We start from the raw sequence: 18,543 nt of genomic DNA on the forward strand, positions 1-18,543 counted from the left end.
ATGACCCCGACCGTGACCCTGCGGCGCATCGTCGTCTCCGTGACCAGCATCGAGCGGGCGATCGCCGTCTACGCCGACGCCCTCGGCCTCGAGGTGGCGCGCAGTGCCCCGGGCCTCGCCTGGCTGACGAGCGCCGACGGGGTCGAGCTGATGCTGCACGAACGGCCCGCCACCGCGTCGGACACGGCCGTCGCCGTGGGCTTCGCGACCACGGCCCTGGACGACACCGTCACGCGCTGGGTCGCGGCCGGGGGTGCCGTCGTCGATCCCGCCGCCCCGCAGCCGTGGGGCGAGCGGATGGCCGTGCTCCGCGACGCCGACGGGCACCTGGTGTGCCTGAGCGAGAGCGCATGACCGCCGCGAGGTCGCTGGTCGAGCTGGTCGACGAGGTGTTCCGGCTCGCCGACGCCTTCACGAGGGCGGGCGACCGGATCGTCGCGGAGGACGGCCTGACCGCGTCGCGCTGGCTGACCCTCGGCGCCGTGGCCCACGGCCCCCTCAGCGTCGCGGGCATCGCGCGGCGCCGCGGCATGCGCCGCCAGTCGGCCAACGAGTCGGTCGCCCAGCTCGAGGCCGCCGGCCTGGTCGTCCGCGCCCCCGACCCCACCGACGCCCGGGCGCCGTTGGTCCACCTCACCGACGAGGGACGCCGCGCCCTCGAGCGGATCCGGCCGCGGCGCATCGCCTGGGCCGAGCGCACGTCCGAGGTCGCGACGGCCGACGAGCTCACGGCTGCCGTCGACCTGCTCCGGCGGGTGCGGGAGGTGCTGACGGACGCGGAGAATGCCGGATGAGCCATGCCGATTTCACCCGGGTCGGACTACGCTGGTAATGTTCCATCTCGCGTTCAGACGCAAGGCGCCATTAGCTCAATTGGCAGAGCAGCTGACTCTTAATCAGCGGGTTCGGGGTTCGAGTCCCTGATGGCGTACCGAACAGAAGGGGCCCGGTCGCAAGACCGGGCCCCTTCTGCGTGCCCGTCCCGATCGACCCAGGAGAGCCGTGCGCACCACCTCGCTGCTCGTCGCCGCCCTGCTGGCCCTCGGCGTCCTCGGCTCGGCCCCGACGGCGGCCCGGGCCGACGAGACACCCGCGCCGACCGGCACGTCGCCGGCCGGCGTCCGCACCTTCGAGGTGGTCGCCCACCGGGGCGCGATCGGACGCCTCCGCACCGAGAACGGCCTGCGTGCCCTGCGCCATGCCGCAGCCCTCGGCGCCGACCGGGCCGAGCTCGACGTACGCCCGACGGCGGACGGGCGCCTGGTCGTGATGCACGACGCCCGCCTGGACCGCACGACCGACTGCCGTGGCCGGGTCATCGCCCGGACCCTGGCCCGGATCCAGAGGTCCTGCCGGCTGCGCGACGGCGGCGAGGTCCCCTCACTGGAGTCGTACGCCGCCGAGGCGCGGCGACTCGGGGTCGGGCTGCTCGTCGAGCTCAAGCTGGCGCCCGGCTGGCGCAGGAAGACCTGGCACTACCTGCGCGACACCCTGGCCGACGTCGACGCCCGACTGCTGTCGTTCAGGCCCGCGCTGCTGCACCGCGCCGCGAAGGCGCTGCCCGACGTACCGACGATCTGGATCGCCCACCGCTTCCGGCCGAGCGTCCGCCAGGTCCGCAGGACGGCCGACGGGGTGTCCCTCGACCCGCGGTTCGTGACCCCGCGGCTGGTCCGGCAGATGCGGGCCGCGGGGCTCCATGTCCTCGGGCAGGTGTCGAACCGGCCCACCGACTGGCTGCGCTACGTGCGTGCCGGAGTCGACAGCGGCAGCACCGACCGCACGGCCGGCCTGGTCCGCTGGTGGCACCGGCGCCAGCCCGTCGCGGACTGAGCCTGGCGTCCCTCCCGCACCCGGCCTCACCTACGCTTCCCGGCGTGGAACCGACCCAGCGTGCCCTCCTCCTGCCCGGCGTCGAGCTGATCGAGGAGATCGGTCGCGGCGGCTTCGCCAAGGTGTGGCGGGGGCGGCAGCTCGCGGTCGAGCGCGACGTCGCGGTGAAGATCGACGACCGGGTCCTCGACGACGACGCCAACCGGCGGCGGTTCGTACGCGAGGCCACGGCGGTGAGCCGGATCAGCGGGCACCCGCACGTGGTGTCGCTCATCGACGTCGGCGTGACCCGCGACAACCGGCCGTACCTGGTCATGGAGCTGTGCACGAACGGCAGCCTCGCGACCTACCTCGCCCAGCACGGGCCGATGACGCCCGGCGAGGCGATCGAGGTCGGGCTCGCGGTCACCAGCGCGCTCGCCGCCGCCCACGAGGCCGGGATCCTGCACCGCGACATCAAGCCCGGCAACATCCTGATCGACGCCTGGGGCACGCCCCGGCTCTCCGACTTCGGGCTGGCCGCGCTCCCCCAACCCGGCCAGGACCCGTCGGTGAGCCTCGAGGCGCTCACCCCGGCGTACGCGTCCCCGGAGGCGTTCTCCTTCTCGCCGCCGGCGCCGCAGTCCGACGTGTTCTCCATGGGCGCGACGCTGCATGCCATGATCTGCGGCGCCTCGCCGCGCCGGTCCGTCGACGGCAGCCCGGTCCCGATCGACCAACTGCTCGCGAACCTGCACGCCGAGCTGCCCGACCCGGGTGTGCCGGGCAGCGAGGCGCTGATGCAGGTGATCCGCACCGCGACGGCGTACGACGCCGCGCACCGCTACCCCACGGCCCGCGAGCTCCACGAGGCGCTGCGCGCGATCCGGCCCGGGGGCGCGACCGACAGGGACGGGATCGTGGTGGGCGGACCCGAGGCCGCCTTCACCCAGCTGCGGCCACCGGCTCCCGCCCCCCGTGCGGTCGCTCCCCCGCCGGCCCGGCGCCGGTGGCCGATCTCCCTGGCGGCCGCCGTCGTCGGCCTCGGGCTCGGGGGCCTCGGCGGCTACCTGCTCGCCCCCGACGCCACCGACGCCACCGACGGCACCGACGGCACCGGGCCGGCGGCACGCGGACAGGAGCCGGATGCGGAGGCCGTCGCCGAGGACCCCGGGATCGACCCGCTGACCGACGCCCCGGAGCTCGGCTCCTGCTACAGCGGCGTCCAGCAGATCGGCCAGGCGCTGAGCGCCACCAAGGGCGAGTGCGCCGAGGACAACTGGTTCACCTTCGCGGTCGGGGAGCTCGCCGCGACGACGAACGACGTGACGACCGACGCCGTCGACGCCGACAGCGAGGCCGCGGCCACCTGCACCGCCGACACGCTGCGCGGCTACGACGCCGACACCGGCGGCACCCGCCCGAAGGGCAGCTACGACGTGTTCGTGCTGCCACCGAGCGGCACGGCGTTCCTCCAGGGCCAGCGCTGGTTCGCGTGCCTGGCCCGGCTGACCTCCTGAGCCCGGGCTGACCTCCGGACCGGCGGGTACCTCCAGGCCCGATTCCCAGGAGGTACCCGTGCTCCACGACAGCACCCGGATCGCGTCCGCCCTCACCGAGGCGGCCCGCTCGATCGACAGCCACCGTTCGCTGGACGACACGCTCGACGCCATCGTCCGGGCGGCCCAGCAGACGGTGCCCGGCTTCGAGCACGTCGGCATCTCGATCACGCACGGCGGCGGTCGCATCGAGACCCGGTCGGGGACCGGGCGGCTGGTCTGGGACATCGACGAGCTGCAGTACAAGCTCGGTGAGGGTCCCTGCTACGACGCGATCACGTCGGGCGGGGTCACGACCATGGACGACATCGCGACCGAGCAGCGCTGGCCGCGGTACGTCGAGGAGGCGGCCCGGTTCGGCCTCAGCGCCCAGATGGGCCTCCAGCTCTACAACGACGAGAGCACGCTCGGCGGCCTGAACTTCTACTCGGCGAACCCCGGGATCGACCCGGACGCGATCCAGCTCGCCGAGCTGTTCGCCGCGCATGCCTCGATCGCCCTCGGCCGGGCCCGGCACGAGCACCAGCTCAACGAGTCGGTGACCACGCGGCAGGCGATCGGGACCGCGGTCGGCATCATCATGGAGCGCTACCGCATCCCCGAGGACCGCGCGTTCCAGTTCCTGGTGCGCGCGAGCAGCACCGGCAACGTCAAGCTGCGCGCCATCGCCCAGGAGGTGGTCGACTCGGCGAACCGGGACTTCGCCGTACCGCCGCCGGAGGGCGGGTGAGGATCGCTCAGTCGACCTGGAGCACCTGCTCGGACGGGAACCACTGGGTCTGGACGTGCCCCTCGGCCTCGTAGGTGACGAGCGCCTTGAGCCGCTGGCTGTCCCACTTGAGCACCAGCCCGGGCACGGGTGGACCGTCGACGCTGACCTGGACCTCGACCTGCTCGGACATGCGGGCTCCTGCTGCGCGGAGGGGTCGAGCGACCCCCGGCGCAGCCCGCGTCCTGAGCTGCGGTGTCCACGCTACCGGTAGGCCGGTGGGGGCCGGTTGCCGGACCGCGGTCCGGGTAACGCGGGGCCATGGACACCACGACCGCAACTGCCCACGTCCAGGTCTCCGCGTCGCCCGCCCAGGTCTGGCAGGCGCTCACCGAGCCCGAGCAGATCCGCGCCTACCTCTTCGGCGCCGAGGTCGACACCACCTGGGAGCCCGGCACCCCGATCACCTGGCGGGGCGAGTACGACGGCCGCCCGTTCGAGGACAAGGGCGAGGTGCTGGAGGTCGATGAGGGACGGCGTCTCGTCGTCACCCACTTCAGCCCGCTGACGGGCAAGCCGGACCGTCCCGAGAGCTACCACCACGTCACGTGGACGCTGCGGGACGGCGGCGACCACACCGACGTCACGGTCGAGCAGTCGCTCACCGAGGGCGAGCAGGAGGCACCGTCGCGGGAGAACTGGACCAACGTGCTGCGCCAGCTCAAGGAGCACGTCGAGCGCGGTTGACGGGCCAGACCGCCTTGTAACTAAGTGTTACATCGCCGAATCGGGTACCACAGCTCCGAGGTAGTGGCCAGAGCACCGAGGTAGATGAGCCATCGGCCGGCGCCCTGCACTTCCATGCCGTCTCACCGACTACCACGGTGCTGTGGCCACTACCCGGGCACTGTTGCTGCGGTTTTCGCGACGTAACACTTAGTTACAAGCGACCGCGCCGCCTCACGACGTGTGGTGCACCAGCAGCTCCTCGGCGAGCACCACGCCGGCGGTGTCGAGCGAGGGCGGGTCGAGGACGGTGGCGGTGGGGCCGGCGGTGAGCAGCAGCCGGCCGACCCGGTCCTCGACGGGCGGGAGCAGGTCCAGGTCGACCACGACGTCGCGCTCGTCGTCCTCGACGAAGGTGACCTGCTCGGCGTAGAAGTCCGCCACCCACCGCGACTGCTGGGGCAGCAGCACCCGCACGCGGGTAGTCGCGCGCTGGCGGACCAGGTGGTCGGCGAGGTCGTCGGGTACGGCGAAGGTCCGGTCGAGCAGGTCGACCGAGCGGATGTTGGAAAGCAGGTAGGTGCGGATCCGGCCCTGGTCGTCGACCGGTCCGGCGTCGACCTCCCAACCGCGGCGGGTCTGCACCAGCCGGTAGGGCTCGATCTCGCGCTCGGTGACACCAGGCTCCCAGGCCCGGGAGTAGACGATCCGGACGGCCCGGTGCTCGTCCTGGGCACGGCGGAGTTCGGGCAGCAGGCGGTTCCAGGCGGCGACCCGGGGCACCTCGGCGTCGTCGGGGGCCGCCTCGCCGAACATGGTGCGGGCGAGCACGTCGAGTGCCTCGGCGAGCTCGGCGTTGTCGGGCTCGATGTCGAGCAGCGCCTGGGCGGCGGCGTGGACGCGGCCGAGCTCGCCGGCGTCGACGTACTCGACACCGAGGTCGATCGGGCTCTCGGAGACCAGCCGCACGATGTCGGCGGTCCCGGGGTCCTCGGTGACCCCGTCGGAGCCGAGGAACTCCAGCACCTCGGGCCGTGAGAGCCCCCACACGCCGCCGACGTCGGCGGTGTAGAAGGCCAGCAGGTCCTCGCGGAGCTCGGCCTCGGTGGTGTCGAACTCCTCGGCCAGGTCGGGCAGGGAGAGCCCGTCGGGGTGGGCCGCGAGCCGGGCGAACACCTCGGGCAGCCGGGCGATCCGGACGACGTACTTCGGGACGTTGCTCATGCTCCGGCCTCCTCGCCGCGTGCGGCCGCCAGGAAGGCGACCAGGTCGGCCCGGGCCTGCGCGGGGCCCTCGACCCGCACCCGGTCGTCGAGCTCGACCAGCCGGGCGTGCAGGGCGGCGCGGTGCGTGACCCGGTAGCACAGCAGCACGTCGTCGCCGTCGGTCTCGACCGCGACCGGCTCGCCGAGCCACCGGCGTACGTCGGGCTCGAAGTCGGCCGCGGCACGCAGGGTGACCTCGACGGGCGGGTCGATCTCCCACGACATCGGGTGCAGCGCCACGTGCCGTGTCGGCGGCACGGGCCGCGCGGAGCCGGGGTCCTCGACGTCGACGTCGAGCATCCGCGACACCACGAAGGTCTTCAGCGGAGCCTCGGCGCGCTCGGTGTCCTCGACCCCGCGCAGGTACCACACGCCGTTCTCGGTCCGGACCGACTCGGGATGCACGACGCGCTCGATCCCCTTGTAGCCGAACCGGAGCAGCCTCTGGTCGCGGACGGCGTCGACGACGAGCCGCAGCGAGTCGGGGACGGGGAGCTGGAGCGTGGCGCCGGCGGTCTCCCCCGCGCCGGTCGCGGCCGCCAGACCGAGGCGTTGCACCAGGTCGCCGTCGTCGGCGAGCAGCATCGCCCGGCGCAACGCCGCCTGCTGGCCGAGCGAGAGCCGCACCCGCAGCCGGTTGTCGACCGTGGTCATCCGGTACCAGGCCGGCTGGCCCGGCGGGGCGACGTTCTCGATGCGCCAGCCCTGGTGCTCGAGGTGGCGGATGTCGCGCTTGAGCTGGTCGTGGCCGGGCGTGTCGGGGAAGCCGGCCACCGCGTTGAGCCGCTCGGCGCTCACCCCCTGCTGCGGGTTCGCCTGCAGCATCGCGGCGATCCGCACCAGCCGCTCCATCGGTCCGCGCTGGTCCCGTCCCGGGCCGTTCGCCACCGCTGTCCCCCTGTCCCCTGTCGTGCCCCGTCAGCCGTCGAACGCGCCGTGCCGGCCCGCCCCGCCGGCGAAGCGCGTCGCCCCCGCGAGGGTATCCGCGCTCAGCGAGCGGAGTCCGTGTTTCCACTCCAGCGCCAGCGCGTCGTCGAGGTCCAGGCCATGCTGTCCGTACGACGACAGCCGGTCCTCGCGCAGGCAGGTCTGCGGGAACCCGGCGAGCTGCTCGGCCAGGGTCACGGCCTCGGCCAACGCTGCGCCGGGGGCCGAGACCCGGTTGGCCAGGCCCATCCGCAGCGCCTCCTCGGCGCCGACCTCGCGGCCGGTGAGGATGAGGTCGAGGGCGTGGGAGTGGCCGATCAGGCGTGGCAGCCGGATGGTGCCACCGTCGATGAGCGGCACGCCCCAGCGTCGGCAGAACACGCCGAACGCGGCGGCCGGGTCGACGACCCGCAGGTCGCACCACACCGCGAGCTCGAGGCCGCCGGCGACGGCGTAACCCTCCACGGCGGCGACGACCGGCTTCGACAGCAGCATCCGGGTCGGCCCCATCCCCGCCGGGCCGGCGTCCGCTCCGTCGCCGGGTGCGCCCACGTCGACGCGGCCCTCGGACACCGCCTTGAGGTCGGCCCCGGCGCAGAAGACCCCGCCGGCGCCGTGCAGGACGGCGACCGAGGCGCTGTCGTCGGCGTCGAAGGCCGTGAACGCCTCGGTCAGCAGGCGGGCGTGCTCCGCGTCGACCGCGTTGCGCACCTCGGGACGTGACAGCGTCACGACGGTGACGGGACCGCGCTTCTCCACCTCGACGGACATGCCCCCGAGGTTAGGGGGTTCACGAACCCGCGAGGTCGATGGTCCGCACCAGGTCCTGCGCGATCTGCTGCGGCGTCCACGCGAAGCGCACCCATTTCTCCTGCGAGAACAGCGCGGTCTGGTCGCTCGACCACGGTGACGCCGGGTCCTCGTCCTGGCTGTAGGTGAGGATCGTGCGCGCGTCCACGCTGCCGTCGGCGAGGTAGGACACCGCCTGGATGTGCGAGGAGCCGTAGCTGACCGGCTTGTAGGCGCCGGTGTTGCCCGCGGGGTGCCGCGAGGCCAGGGCGTTGGCGTTGCCGGCGAGGTCGCCGTCACCGCCGCCGAGAGGGTATGCCGGCGCGCCCCGGTCGCCCGCGACCTGCAGCGAGCCCCACGGCGCGTCGAACGGCACCCCGGCCGCCCGCACGGACTCGATGGCCGCCTTCATCGCCTTGACCACCTCGGGCCCGGTCCGCAGGCCGCGCGGCGTGTTGATCGGGTCGGCTGCATTGAACGGCACGGTCCACAGGTTGGCGCCGGTCGGCGCGCGCTCGACGAAGGCCTCGAAGAGGTGGGTGCCGACCGAGTCGACGTCGGAGTGCCCGTCCCAGGCGGCGAGCACGGCGCAGGCCGCGGTCTCGCCGGTCTGCGCGCAGACCTGGTCCAGCCTGCCGTCCTGGCGCATCACCTCGGCGGCCCGGACCCGGTTCTCGTACTCGTGCCCGCGCAGCGACTCCGGCGTCTCCGAGCCGCCGCCCGCCAGCTGGTCGATGACGTACTGCTGCACCATCCGCGTCCGCATGGTCCGCGCGCACCTCTCGCAGCCAATGATGCCGGCGTAGCCCTCGAGGCGGACCTTGTCGTTGGGCGTCCAGTACGAGTCGTTGGCGTTCATCACCCAGTCGCGGCGTACGACGGCCGGCAGGTTGACGGGCCCGAAGATGCCGGGCCGCTGGGCGTCGGAGTCCGTGCCCCACGCGCAGGCACCGTCGGCGAGCAGGCCGTTGAGGCCGGGCAGCCCGGCGACCGACTTGAGCAGCAGGCCGACCGGGGTCAGGCACCGGGTCACCATCGCGTTGCTGACGTTGGGCACCACGCTGTGGTCGGCGTACAGGACCTCGCCGTTGCGGTCGGCCGCGGTCGTGTTGACCCACGGCATGCCGCCGCCGGCATCCTGGCGGCGCAGCAGGTCGCTCGCGCTGGTCGCCTCGCCCATGCCGAGGAAGGTGTCGATGGTGCGCAGGTGCTCGGCGTTGGCGTCGCGGATCGCCCAGAAGCTGAGAGGCGACCAGCCCATGAACTGCGAGGGACTGTCGATGACGTAGCCCTGCGGGGTGCGCCAGAGGTCCTCGCGGACGTTCGTCACGGAGCCGTCGGGCTGCAAGACCTCGACGTCGACCCAGCGTCGCTCGGCCTTGCGGATCAGCCCGTTGGCGCTGAGGTAGAGCGGGCCGGGGCCGAGGGTGAAGTACTCGTAGGGCGTGAAGCGGTAGGCCGTGGACACCGTGTGGCTCCAGGCGACGTCCTTGTTCCAGCCGATGTTGACCACCGGAGAGCCGATCAGCGAGGCGCCGGCGACGTCGTAGACACCCGGGATGGTCAGCTGCTGCTGGGTGAACTTGTAGCGCCCGCCCCACGGGAAGTGCGGGTTGCCGAGCAGCAACCCGCGCCCGGTCGAGCTGGCGTCTCCGCCGATCGCGGTGGCGTTGGAGCCGAACGCGCTGTCCTGGCCCAGGGAGCGCAGCAGTTCCTCGCGCTGGTCGGCGCTGAGCTGCGCGGCGTACGCCGGCACCTCCTCCTTGGTCGTCGGCAGCGGCAGCTTCAGCCCGAGGTCCGGCAGGCCCGGGTCCTGCAGGGTGGGCGGATCGGCCTCGACGATCTCCTTGACGAAGTTGCCCGAGGAGGCGATCAGGTTGGCCATGTAGACGCCGTACCACAGGTCGAGCTCGGTGGCGTCGGGCTTCAGCCAGGTCGCGTCGGCGCAGGCCGGGTCGGTGATCGTGTTGTCGCGCAGCCAGCGGTTGATGCCGGCGGTGTAGCCCTTGACCATCTCGCGCGCCCGGGTGGTGGGGCCGGCGGGCGAGGCGAGCAGGCCCTCGACGACCTTGCGGTTGTGCAGGTCGGTGACGAACGCGTCGACCTGCAGGTTGGAGGCGTCGAGCGAGACCCCGTCGAGGTAGCGGCCGGTCGCGCCGAGGTAGCGCGAGCGCTGACCGCGGGCGGTGAGCACCGTGTCGGCGAGGTTGCAGATCGACGAGCGCGCGGTGGCGTACCCACTTCCGTAGCCCAGCGAGCCCCAGTCGTCCGCGGTGATGTGCGGGATGCCGTGCTCGGTGATCGCGATCGTCGCGTGGTAGGACGGACCGGCGGCCGCCGCGGCGGTCTCGGGCCCCGGCCCCGCGTCGGCGGGACCGGCCGCGGCGAGCGCCGGCAGGACCAGGGCGGCGGCGAGCAGGCTCAGGACACGTGGGGAGCGCACGTCAGGTGCAACGCGTTCCACCTGAGTGAGTTACGTCACAGGGCCGGCGGGAGTTTCACCGGCCGACCGGTGGAACTCCCGCTTGGACGATGAAACTTCCTCGTCCAAGCGCCAGTTTCACCGGCTGACCGGTGAAACTGGCGCGCGCTCACAGGTAGAGGCCGGCCGACTCGTCGCCGAGCCGCTCGGCGGCGACCGCGTGGATGTCACGCTCGCGCATGACGACGTAGACCTCGCCGGAGACCTCGACCTCGGCCTTGTCCTCGGGGTCGTAGAGCACCTTGTCACCGGCGACGACGGCGCGGCAGTGCGGGCCGACCGCGACCACGCGCGACCAGGCCAGGCGCCGGGCGCCCATCGCGGCGGTCGCGGGGATGACGATGCCGCCGGAGGACCGGCGCTCGCCGGCCTCGCTGTCGGCCTCACACAGGATGCGGTCGTGCAGCATCTTGATGGGGGTCTTGTCGGACACGGGAGTGCTCACCTGCAGGGCAGGGTCAGTGGGTGATCTTGCGCAGCACGACGAACAGCGCGATCACGCCGACCACGCCACCGACCGTCTTGAGGATGTTGTCGGTGCGCGGCTCCCCCGTCGCGGTGTCGACGTAGTACGCCTTCACCTGGGCGACCTCGCGGCTCACGATGGTCTTGGGGTGCGAGCGGTACAGCAGCTGGTCGATCGTGCCCGCGAGGCGCTCACGGGTCTCCTCGATCTCGCGCTCGATGTCAGAGGGAGTCTCACTCACCTGGGCAGGCTATCAATGCTGATGGTGCGCGGGTCGAACCCCCATGGGAGTTCCAGCCGGTGGGCGTGCATGAGGGCCTCGTCGGTGAGCACGTCGTACGTCGTCCCGTCGGCCACCACCCGGCCGTCGCTGAGCACCACCGACCGGGGGCAGAGCTCGAGCGCGTAGGGCAGGTCGTGGGTGACCATCAGCAGGGTCACGTCGAGGCTGCGAAGGATGTCGGCCAGCTCGCGGCGCGAGGCGGGGTCGAGGTTCGAGCTCGGCTCGTCGAGCACCAGGATCTCCGGCTCCATGGCCAGCACGGTCGCGACCGCGACCCGGCGCCGCTGGCCGAAGGAGAGGTGATGGGGCGGCCGGTCGGCGAAGTCGGCCATCCCGACCTGCTCGAGCGCGTCCATCACCCGCTTGTCGAGGGCGGCGCCCCTGATGCCGAGGTTGGCCGGCCCGAACGCCACGTCGGCACGAACCGAGCCCATGAACAGCTGGTCGTCGGGGTCCTGGAAGACGACGCCGACCCGGCGCCGGATCTCACCCAGGTTCTTCTTCGTCACCGGCAGCCCGCTGACCGCGACACTGCCCTCACCGTGTCCGGTCTCACCGGACAGGATGCCGTTGAGGTGGAGCACGAGGGTGGTCTTGCCCGCGCCGTTGGGCCCGAGCAGCGCGACCCGCTCGCCCCGATGGACGTGCAGGTCGACCCCGAACAGGGCCTGGTGCCCGTCGGGGTAGGCGAACGCGAGGCGCTGGACGTCGAGGACCGGCGTCATCGCGCGGCCTCCACAGGCCCCGCGGCCTCGGGGAGCCTTCCGTCGTACCCCCGGGACAACATCGCCAGATGCACCCGCTCACCCCTCTCGTACGACCTCACGAACAGCGCGCCGAGCGTACGCGCCAGCGCCGGCCAGTGCCGCGGCGAGCGTGGGTCGACGCCGCGCGAGCGCATCGCGGTGATCATCCGCCCGAGGTCGCCGGTGACGACGTCGAGGTAGCGGATCATGAAGCCCATGATCTGCACGATCAGGTCGGGCATCCGCAGCCGCTGCAGGCCGCGCAGCACGTCCGCCGGCTCGGTCGTGGCGGCCAGGGTGAGCGAGGCCAGCACGCCCAGCGTGCCCTTGACGACCAGGCCCCAGGCCGCCAGCAGGCCCGACTCGGAGAGGGAGACCTCCCACCCCCCGAGGGGTACGCCGACCCGCGGGCCCTCCGCGACGAACGGCATCAGCGCGGCGAAGACCAGGAACGGGACCTCGACCACCATCCGTGGCAGCAGGTAGGTCAGCGGCACCCGGGCCAGCAGCACCACGCCCAGCAGGAGGGCGAGGTAGCCGCCGAAGACCGGGTACCACTCGCGCGGGGTGGCGACGACGGTCAGCACGAACCCGAGCAGGAACAGGATCTTCAGGTGGGCCGGGGCGCGGTGCACCACGGAGTGCCCGTGGAAGTGCAGCCGGTGGCCGTGGCCCGCGCCCATCTCGTCAGGCCTGCTGCTCGGCCGGGGTGCGCCGGCGCAGCGCCCAGAAGAGTCCGCCACCGAGGAGGAGGGTGATGCCCACGCCGGCCACGCCAGCGATGCCGCCGCTGAGGCGCTCGTTCTCGACGCCCTTGGTCCCATAGTCCGCGAAGGGGCTGCCGGTGTCGACGGGCTCCTCCGCGGAGTCGATGAAGCCGGTCTTGCCGGCGACGTACTCGAGCCCGTCGGGGTGGCTGCTGGCGTAGTAGCTGCCGATGCCCGCGACGAGGAGGGCGACGAACAAGCCGATCACGAGGAAGCGGCGGCTGTTCGTGCTGGTCTTCGTGCTGGTCTTCACGCGGCGACCTCCTGGTCGAGCAGCGGACGACGGCCGGCGAGCCCGCGCGCGCCGTGGACGAGGTCGGGACGGGAGGCGACGACGGCACTGACGACCAGCCCGGTGATGAGGGCCTCGCCGACGCCGATCACGGTGTGCCAGCCGATCATCGCCGCGAACACCTTGCCGGCGGCGATGTCGGCGGTGCCGCCGATCGCGAACAGCACGCTGAACACCGTCGCGGCGGCGGGGACCGAGATCAGGGCGCCGAGCCCTGCCGCGACCGGCACCGAGCCGAGCTTGCTCGGCAGCACGGCGAGCGCGAGGCGGAAGACGCCGTACCCGACGAAGACGCCGACCAGGCCCATCAGGGTGATGTTGGTGCCGAGCGCGGTCAATCCGCCGTCGGCCATGAACAGGCCCTGGACGAGCAGGACCACGCTGATGCACAGCGCCCCGGTCCACGGCCCGACCAGGACGGCGGCGAGCGCGCCGCCGAGAAGGTGCCCGCTGGTGCCGGCACCGACCGGGAAGTTGATCATCTGGCCCGCGAACACGAACGCGGCCACGAGACCGGCCATCGGCGCGGTGCGGTCGTCGAGCTCGGCGCGTGCCTTGCGCAGCGCGAGGCCGACACCGGCCGCGGCGACGACGCCGGTCGCGACCGAGGTCGGGGCGTCGAGGAAGCCGTCAGGGACGTGCATGGATGAACCTGCCTCGATCCGGTGTTCGGTCGCCCGGCACCGGGGTAGTTAGATGGTCACGAGCACGACCACCTTATTGCATGGCAGTTGCAACAGCACCTGCCCATCAGGAGAGGAGCCACCCCTTTGAGTGACCAGGCCAGGCTGGCAGCGGGCGACCGCGCACCGGACTTCTCCCTCGCCTCCGACCAGGGTGGCGAGGTCAACCTGTACGAGCTCCTCGAGCAGGGCAGGAAGGTGATCGTCTACTTCTACCCGGCCGCGATGACCCCCGGGTGCACCAAGCAGGCCTGCGACTTCACCGACTCCCTCGACGCCCTCCAGGGTGCCGGCTACACGGTGGTCGGCATCTCGAAGGACACCACCACCAAGCTGGCGAAGTTCCGCGAGCGCGACGGCCTCACCATCACCCTGCTCGCCGACCCCGAGCTGGCGGTGCACCGCGCCTACGGCGCCTATGGCGAGAAGAAGCTCTACGGCAAGCTCGTCGAGGGCGTCATCCGCTCGACCTTCGTCATCGACACCGACGGCACCGTCGAGCTCGCCCAGTACAACGTCAAGGCGACCGGGCACGTGGCCAAGCTGCGCCGCGACCTCGGGCTCCCGGTCCCGCCCGCCTGATCTCCCCGCACCTGCCCGTACCTGAAGGACACCCGATGAAGCTGCACCAGTCCCTCGCCGAGCTCGCCCGCGACCACGGCACCGCGCTGTTCCGCGACGCGACCGCGTTCCGCGGTTCCCTCGACGACTACCTCGACGAGGGCCAGGCGTCCAGCGGCACCATCAACCTGCTCACCGACGCGGTCCGGCTCGGCGCGCTGGACGGCCTGGTCACCATGCTCGAGAGCGGAGCCCGCCCGGGCGACGCCGTCGAGTCCGCCGGTCAGCGCCTGGCCCGCGACCGCGGCAGCGCCGACGTGCGCGGCTGCCAGTGGGCGATCGCGGTCCTCGGCTTCGCGCTGGGCAAGGTGCCCGAGTCGCTGGTGACCGGGCTCGACCCCGAGGCCGGTACGGCGGCCCCGCCGAGCCACGGACCCGGCGGCACCGCGCCCAGCCAGCCGCCGGTCACCTCGCCGGTCCAGCAGCCCTTCGCGGCTCCCGCGCAGCAGCAGCCGATCATGTCGCCGCCGCACCAGCCCGTGCAGCCGTCGTACGGCGCGCCCGGAGCGACCTCCTGGAGCCAGCCGACGCCGCCGAAGAAGTCCGGCACCGGGTTCATCGTCGGCGCGATCGCGGTGGCGCTGGTCGTCGTCGTGGCCGGCATCATCGGCATCATCGCGGTCGCGAACAGCGGGAGCGACAAGAAGGCCGACGACACGAAGAGCAAGTCGACCGAGGCCACCAGCGCCTCCGCGGACCCGACCGACGACACGACCGACGAGCCGAGCGGCAACGTCGCCACCGGCACCGGCTACGAGACCGAGCTGCCCTCCGGCTGGATCGACGGCACCGACGACTTCACGTCGCAGAACCCCGGCCTGAGCACGCTCGACCGGGTGTTCATCTGGGGCTCGACCTTCAACACCGCCCGCGGCAACGTGATCGTGGAGACCCAGTCGTCGTACGGCAGCACCGACCCCTCCGACCTCGCCGACGACTGGAAGACGGCGCTGGTCGCCGACGACGACACCGCCACCACCAACGACATCGACGACACCACCATCGGTGGCGAGACGGCGCTCGGCGTCGACATCAGCCGGACCAACGACAACGGCATCGACGTCTCGCAGCGGTCCTACCTCGTGATCAGCGGCGACACGGCGTACTCCATCACCGTCTCCCTCAAGGACGGCGACGACGACGTGCTCACCAAGTTCGACGACATCCTCAGCGCCTGGACGTGGACGGACTGAGGGCCGGGCTCAGGGTCGGGCTGAGGTGAGCCCGCGGGGTCGGCGGCTGCTCCGCTGCCTGCTGGCCGCGCCGGTGCTCACCCTGCTGTTCGCGGCAGCGCCCGCCCGCGCCGACGCGGACGACGACCCCGCCGCGGAGCAGGCGCTGGCGGAGAGGTTCGCGCCGGTCCTGATGCTGGTGCGCCAGGACCATGCCTGCGGTCCGGGCGAGCCCTACTCCCCCAGCGCCGTCGAGGTGCTCTTCGACAACCCGACGGTCGCGCTGCGCGGGCCGTGGACCTCGCGTGACCTCGTGAAGGTCGGCCCGTCGGCCGAGGACGTGTCGGCCGGGCTGCCGGGCTACGAGCTCGACCTGCCGGGCAACCCGCTGACGCCGGACTGCGACTACGAGCGCTGGGCCGAGCGGCAGTGGCGCGGCACGAAGCCGACCATCTATGCGCACGTCGCGACCCAGAAGGGCATCGGGGACCGGATCGCGCTGCAGTACTTCTTCTTCTACGCGTTCAACGACTACAACAACAAGCACGAGACCGACTGGGAGCGGATCCAGCTCGAGTTCGCGGCGCCTGACGCCGCGTCCGCGCTGGCCGAGGACCTCGACCCCGACCTGGTCGTCTACTCCCAGCACTACGGCTCGGAGAAGGCCCGCTGGGGCGAGGAGAAGCTCGAGGTCGACGACGCGACCCACCCGGTGGTCTACGTCTCGGCCGGCTCGCACGCCAACCAGTTCTCCGCCGGTGTGTTCATGGGCAACACCGCCAACACCGGGTTCGGGTGCGACACCACGGCCGGCGAGCACGACGCCGTACGAGCGGAGGTGCGCTCGATCCCGTCCGACCCGGCACTGGCCCGGTCGGCGTACCCGTGGATCTCCTACGAGGGCCACTACGGCGAGGTCGGGCCGAAGCGGTTCTACGCCGGGCCGACCGGGCCGAACCGCAAGCAGTCCTGGGCGAAGCCGTTCTCGTGGTCGGCCAAGGCGCGCGACTCCTCGATCGAGGTGCCCGGCGGCGGCGCCACCAGCAGTGCGGTCGCCGAGACCTACTGCGACCTGGTCGGCAAGGGCAGCGACCTGTTTCGCGGATACGTCGACGACCCGTGGCGCGGCCTGGTCGTGCTGGTCGCCGCGCTGCTCGCGGTCGGCTGGCTGGTGCGTCGTACGTCGTGGGCGACGACCGCGCTGCCGCTGCGGATCCGCCGCTCGGCCGGGCAGGTGGTCGCCGCGTCGCTCGACGTGCTGCGCGAGCGGCCCGGGCTGTTCGCGCTGGCGATGGCTCCCCCGGCACTGTTCAACGTGCTCGCTGCGGTGCTCCAGGGCGTCACCGTCTCCAGCCCCGTCCCGGGCTGGGTCGGTGCCCTGGCTGTGCTGATCGGCACCGCCTCACTGCCGGTGTCGGCCGGCGCGCTGGCGGCGGTGGTGCAGGTCCTCGACGAGGAGGGCCTCGGGGCGCGGGTGAACCTGCGCGCGGCGTACCGCACCAGTCTGCGGCGGCTCGGCGCAGGCCTGCCCGCGCTGCTGGTGACCGCGCTGCTCGTGGTCGGCCTCACGACCTCGATCGTGCTCGCGCCGCTGGCGCTGGTGGTGCTGACGGCCGGGGTGCTGCTGGTGCCGGTGGTCGTGCTGGAGCGGCGGCGCGGCTTCGCCGGCCTGCCCCGCAGCGTCCGGCTGATCCGGCACTCCTTCGCCACGTTGGTGCCGGTCCTGGCACTCGGCCTGCTGCTGCTCACGACCATCGGCGCGGTGGTCGCGGCGCTGTTGTTCGTGGTGGTCCCGGTGCCGTTCGTCGTGCTCAACACCGTGCCCTCGGTGGTGCTCGGCGTGGTGTGGCCGTTCGTGGCGCTGATGTGCGTCTACGCGTACGCCGCCGCGGTGGCGCGCGCTCAGGACAGCCAGGAACGGGCCGCAGTCACCAGTGCGGCGACGCCGGACTCCAGCGTGGGACCGGCGAGCGGGGCATAGCGCGGCGAGTGGTTCGAGGGCAGGTCAGCGACCAGGTCGCGGATCTGCTCGACGCTCGTCGCGCCCGCGAACAGGGCCGGGTCGGCGCCGCCGAGCAGCCAGTAGGCGCAGGGCGCCCCCGCGGCCTCGGCCAGGATCCCGACGTCCTCGCTGCCGGTGACCGGTCCCGGGTCGACCACGACCCAGCGGGCCGCGGCGCCGAACGCCTCCCGGACCCGCTCGCACGCCGCCTCGTCGTTGACGACGGGCGGGAACGACGTGAGCGCCTCGATCTCGGGCTCCCGGGTCGCCCCTACCGCCACTGCCTCGGCCCGGATCATCCGCTCGATCGTGGCCAGCACCTTCGCGCGCACCCGCTCGTCGGCGGTGCGCACGCTCAGCCCGAGCACCGCGCTGTCGGGGATGACGTTGGGCGCGGACCCCGCGTGGAAGGAGCCGACCGTGACGACCACGGTGTCGGTGGCCGCGACCTCGCGCGAGACCACCGTCTGCAACCGCTGCACGAGCCCGGCCCCCATCACGATCGGATCGATGGTGGCCTCGGGCCGCGAGCCGTGCCCGCCCGAGCCGTACAGGGTGATCCGCAGCGCGTCGGACGCGGCGAACGCCGGGCCGGCGCGTACGCCGAGCACCCCGACCGGGACGGGCGCCACGTGCTGCCCGAGCACCACGTCCGGCGTACCGAACCGCTCGAACAGGCCGTCGTCGACCATCGCCTGCGCCCCGCCCCCACCCTCCTCGTCGGGCTGGAACACCAGGAGCAGCCGGCCCTGCCATCCCTCGTCACCGGCCAGCTCGGCCGCCGCACCCAGCAGGCACGTCGTGTGGATGTCGTGCCCGCAGGCGTGCATCACCGGCACCGTCTCGTCGGCGGCGTTGGTCGCCGTCGCCGTGCTGGCGTAGGCCAGCCCGGTGTCCTCGAGCACCGGCAACGCGTCCATGTCGGCCCGCAGCAGCACCGTGCTCCCCTGGCCCCGCTCGAGCACGCCCACGACGCCGGTGCCGCCGACACCGGCGGTGACGTCGTACCCGAGGGCGCGCAACTGCTCGGCCACGATCCCGGACGTGCGGTGCTCCTGCCGGCCGAGCTCGGGGTGGCGGTGCAGGTCCTCGTAGGTCGCGACGAGGGCGTCGAGGTCAGTCGGCATGTCCGCACCCTAGACTCGTCCCGCTCACGCCGGAGTGGTGGAACTGGCAGACACGCGGCACTTAGGATGCCGTGCCTTCGGGTGTGCGGGTTCGAGTCCCGCCTTCGGCACGAGG

21 protein-coding genes and 2 tRNA genes are annotated in these 18,543 nt (G+C 72.7%); 11 read left to right on the top strand and 12 right to left on the bottom strand.

The window, feature by feature from the left end; genetic code table 11:
• The 6 genes from QI633_RS19360 to QI633_RS19385 all read left to right on the top strand — a co-directional run bounded on the left by QI633_RS19360 (position 1) and on the right by QI633_RS19385 (position 4,101).
• Positions 1 to 354 carry a VOC family protein gene (locus QI633_RS19360; protein WP_282426766.1) on the top strand — a complete coding sequence of 118 codons (354 nt, stop codon included), beginning with the start codon at positions 1 to 3 and terminating at the stop codon, positions 352 to 354.
• Positions 351 to 794 carry a MarR family transcriptional regulator gene (locus QI633_RS19365; protein ID WP_282426767.1) on the top strand — a complete coding sequence of 148 codons (444 nt, stop codon included), beginning with the start codon at positions 351 to 353 and terminating at the stop codon, positions 792 to 794. Before QI633_RS19360 ends, QI633_RS19365 begins: the two co-directional genes overlap by 4 nt.
• Before the next feature lie 64 nt (positions 795 to 858).
• Positions 859 to 931, top strand: a tRNA-Lys gene (locus tag QI633_RS19370).
• 71 nt (positions 932 to 1,002) lie between these two features.
• Positions 1,003 to 1,833: a glycerophosphodiester phosphodiesterase family protein gene (locus QI633_RS19375; protein ID WP_282426768.1), complete on the top strand. Its 831-nt coding sequence runs from the start codon at positions 1,003 to 1,005 to the stop codon at positions 1,831 to 1,833.
• A gap of 44 nt (positions 1,834 to 1,877) precedes the next feature.
• Positions 1,878 to 3,332: a serine/threonine-protein kinase gene (locus tag QI633_RS19380; protein WP_282426769.1), complete on the top strand. Its 1,455-nt coding sequence runs from the start codon at positions 1,878 to 1,880 to the stop codon at positions 3,330 to 3,332.
• Between the two features lie 58 nt (positions 3,333 to 3,390).
• The gene (locus QI633_RS19385; RefSeq protein ID WP_282426770.1) at positions 3,391 to 4,101 is read left to right on the top strand and encodes a GAF and ANTAR domain-containing protein; all 711 of its coding nucleotides are present in this window, start codon (positions 3,391 to 3,393) and stop codon (positions 4,099 to 4,101) included.
• 7 nt (positions 4,102 to 4,108) lie between these two features.
• Here QI633_RS19385 and QI633_RS19390 read toward each other — a convergent pair whose 3' ends face one another.
• Complete coding sequence (locus tag QI633_RS19390) at positions 4,109 to 4,273, bottom strand: hypothetical protein (protein ID WP_160158195.1); 165 nt, start codon at positions 4,271 to 4,273, stop codon at positions 4,109 to 4,111.
• A gap of 128 nt (positions 4,274 to 4,401) precedes the next feature.
• On the opposite strand from QI633_RS19390, the gene QI633_RS19395 reads away from it, so the two are divergent.
• Positions 4,402 to 4,827, top strand: a complete 426-nt coding sequence (locus QI633_RS19395; protein ID WP_141797861.1) for an SRPBCC domain-containing protein — start codon at positions 4,402 to 4,404, stop codon at positions 4,825 to 4,827.
• A gap of 213 nt (positions 4,828 to 5,040) precedes the next feature.
• Here the strand turns inward: QI633_RS19395 and QI633_RS19400 are convergent, their stop codons facing one another.
• The 10 genes from QI633_RS19400 to QI633_RS19445 all read right to left on the bottom strand — a co-directional run bounded on the left by QI633_RS19400 (position 5,041) and on the right by QI633_RS19445 (position 13,467).
• Entirely contained in the window at positions 5,041 to 6,030 is a 990-nt protein-coding gene (locus QI633_RS19400; RefSeq protein WP_282426771.1) for a WYL domain-containing protein, read from the bottom strand.
• Positions 6,027 to 6,959: a WYL domain-containing protein gene (locus QI633_RS19405; protein ID WP_282426772.1), complete on the bottom strand. Its 933-nt coding sequence runs from the start codon at positions 6,957 to 6,959 to the stop codon at positions 6,027 to 6,029. The genes QI633_RS19400 and QI633_RS19405 overlap by 4 nt, the downstream gene beginning before the upstream one ends.
• Before the next feature lie 30 nt (positions 6,960 to 6,989).
• Complete coding sequence (locus QI633_RS19410; protein WP_141797858.1) at positions 6,990 to 7,769, bottom strand: crotonase/enoyl-CoA hydratase family protein; 780 nt, start codon at positions 7,767 to 7,769, stop codon at positions 6,990 to 6,992.
• Between the two features lie 19 nt (positions 7,770 to 7,788).
• Positions 7,789 to 10,230: a penicillin acylase family protein gene (locus QI633_RS19415; protein WP_282426773.1), complete on the bottom strand. Its 2,442-nt coding sequence runs from the start codon at positions 10,228 to 10,230 to the stop codon at positions 7,789 to 7,791.
• Positions 10,231 to 10,378: 148 nt separating this feature from the next.
• A complete protein-coding gene (locus tag QI633_RS19420) occupies positions 10,379 to 10,678 on the bottom strand; it encodes a co-chaperone GroES (protein ID WP_141800947.1) in 300 nt (99 codons plus the stop codon).
• A 49-nt stretch (positions 10,679 to 10,727) separates the two neighbouring features.
• Complete coding sequence (locus QI633_RS19425; RefSeq protein WP_141797857.1) at positions 10,728 to 10,976, bottom strand: DUF3618 domain-containing protein; 249 nt, start codon at positions 10,974 to 10,976, stop codon at positions 10,728 to 10,730.
• Complete coding sequence (locus QI633_RS19430) at positions 10,973 to 11,743, bottom strand: ABC transporter ATP-binding protein (protein ID WP_282426774.1); 771 nt, start codon at positions 11,741 to 11,743, stop codon at positions 10,973 to 10,975. Before QI633_RS19430 ends, QI633_RS19425 begins: the two co-directional genes overlap by 4 nt.
• Positions 11,740 to 12,447: a cobalt ECF transporter T component CbiQ gene (gene cbiQ, locus QI633_RS19435; RefSeq protein WP_282426775.1), complete on the bottom strand. Its 708-nt coding sequence runs from the start codon at positions 12,445 to 12,447 to the stop codon at positions 11,740 to 11,742. The genes QI633_RS19430 and cbiQ overlap by 4 nt, the downstream gene beginning before the upstream one ends.
• Before the next feature lie 4 nt (positions 12,448 to 12,451).
• Complete coding sequence (locus tag QI633_RS19440) at positions 12,452 to 12,784, bottom strand: PDGLE domain-containing protein (RefSeq protein ID WP_174245196.1); 333 nt, start codon at positions 12,782 to 12,784, stop codon at positions 12,452 to 12,454.
• Positions 12,781 to 13,467 (bottom strand): energy-coupling factor ABC transporter permease, encoded by a 687-nt coding sequence (locus tag QI633_RS19445; protein WP_174245195.1) that lies wholly within the window; start codon positions 13,465 to 13,467, stop codon positions 12,781 to 12,783. The genes QI633_RS19440 and QI633_RS19445 overlap by 4 nt, the downstream gene beginning before the upstream one ends.
• Before the next feature lie 126 nt (positions 13,468 to 13,593).
• On the opposite strand from QI633_RS19445, the gene bcp reads away from it, so the two are divergent.
• Genes bcp through QI633_RS19460 form a run of 3 tightly spaced genes read left to right on the top strand, consistent with a single transcriptional unit; the run spans position 13,594 to position 17,280 of the window.
• Positions 13,594 to 14,088 (top strand): thioredoxin-dependent thiol peroxidase, encoded by a 495-nt coding sequence (gene bcp, locus QI633_RS19450; protein ID WP_141797854.1) that lies wholly within the window; start codon positions 13,594 to 13,596, stop codon positions 14,086 to 14,088.
• 35 nt (positions 14,089 to 14,123) lie between these two features.
• The gene (locus tag QI633_RS19455; protein ID WP_141797853.1) at positions 14,124 to 15,320 is read left to right on the top strand and encodes a hypothetical protein; all 1,197 of its coding nucleotides are present in this window, start codon (positions 14,124 to 14,126) and stop codon (positions 15,318 to 15,320) included.
• A gap of 25 nt (positions 15,321 to 15,345) precedes the next feature.
• Entirely contained in the window at positions 15,346 to 17,280 is a 1,935-nt protein-coding gene (locus QI633_RS19460) for a hypothetical protein (protein ID WP_282426776.1), read from the top strand.
• Here QI633_RS19460 and QI633_RS19465 read toward each other — a convergent pair.
• Complete coding sequence (locus QI633_RS19465; RefSeq protein WP_282426777.1) at positions 17,202 to 18,428, bottom strand: amidohydrolase; 1,227 nt, start codon at positions 18,426 to 18,428, stop codon at positions 17,202 to 17,204. The two genes, QI633_RS19460 and QI633_RS19465, sit on opposite strands and share 79 nt — an antisense overlap.
• Before the next feature lie 28 nt (positions 18,429 to 18,456).
• Here QI633_RS19465 and QI633_RS19470 point away from each other — a divergent pair.
• Positions 18,457 to 18,538: transfer RNA gene (locus QI633_RS19470), tRNA-Leu, on the top strand.
• Positions 18,539 to 18,543: the final 5 nt, after the last annotated feature.

Origin of the sequence: Nocardioides sp. QY071 (assembly GCF_029961765.1) — a bacterium.
GTDB lineage: Bacteria > Actinomycetota > Actinomycetes > Propionibacteriales > Nocardioidaceae > Nocardioides.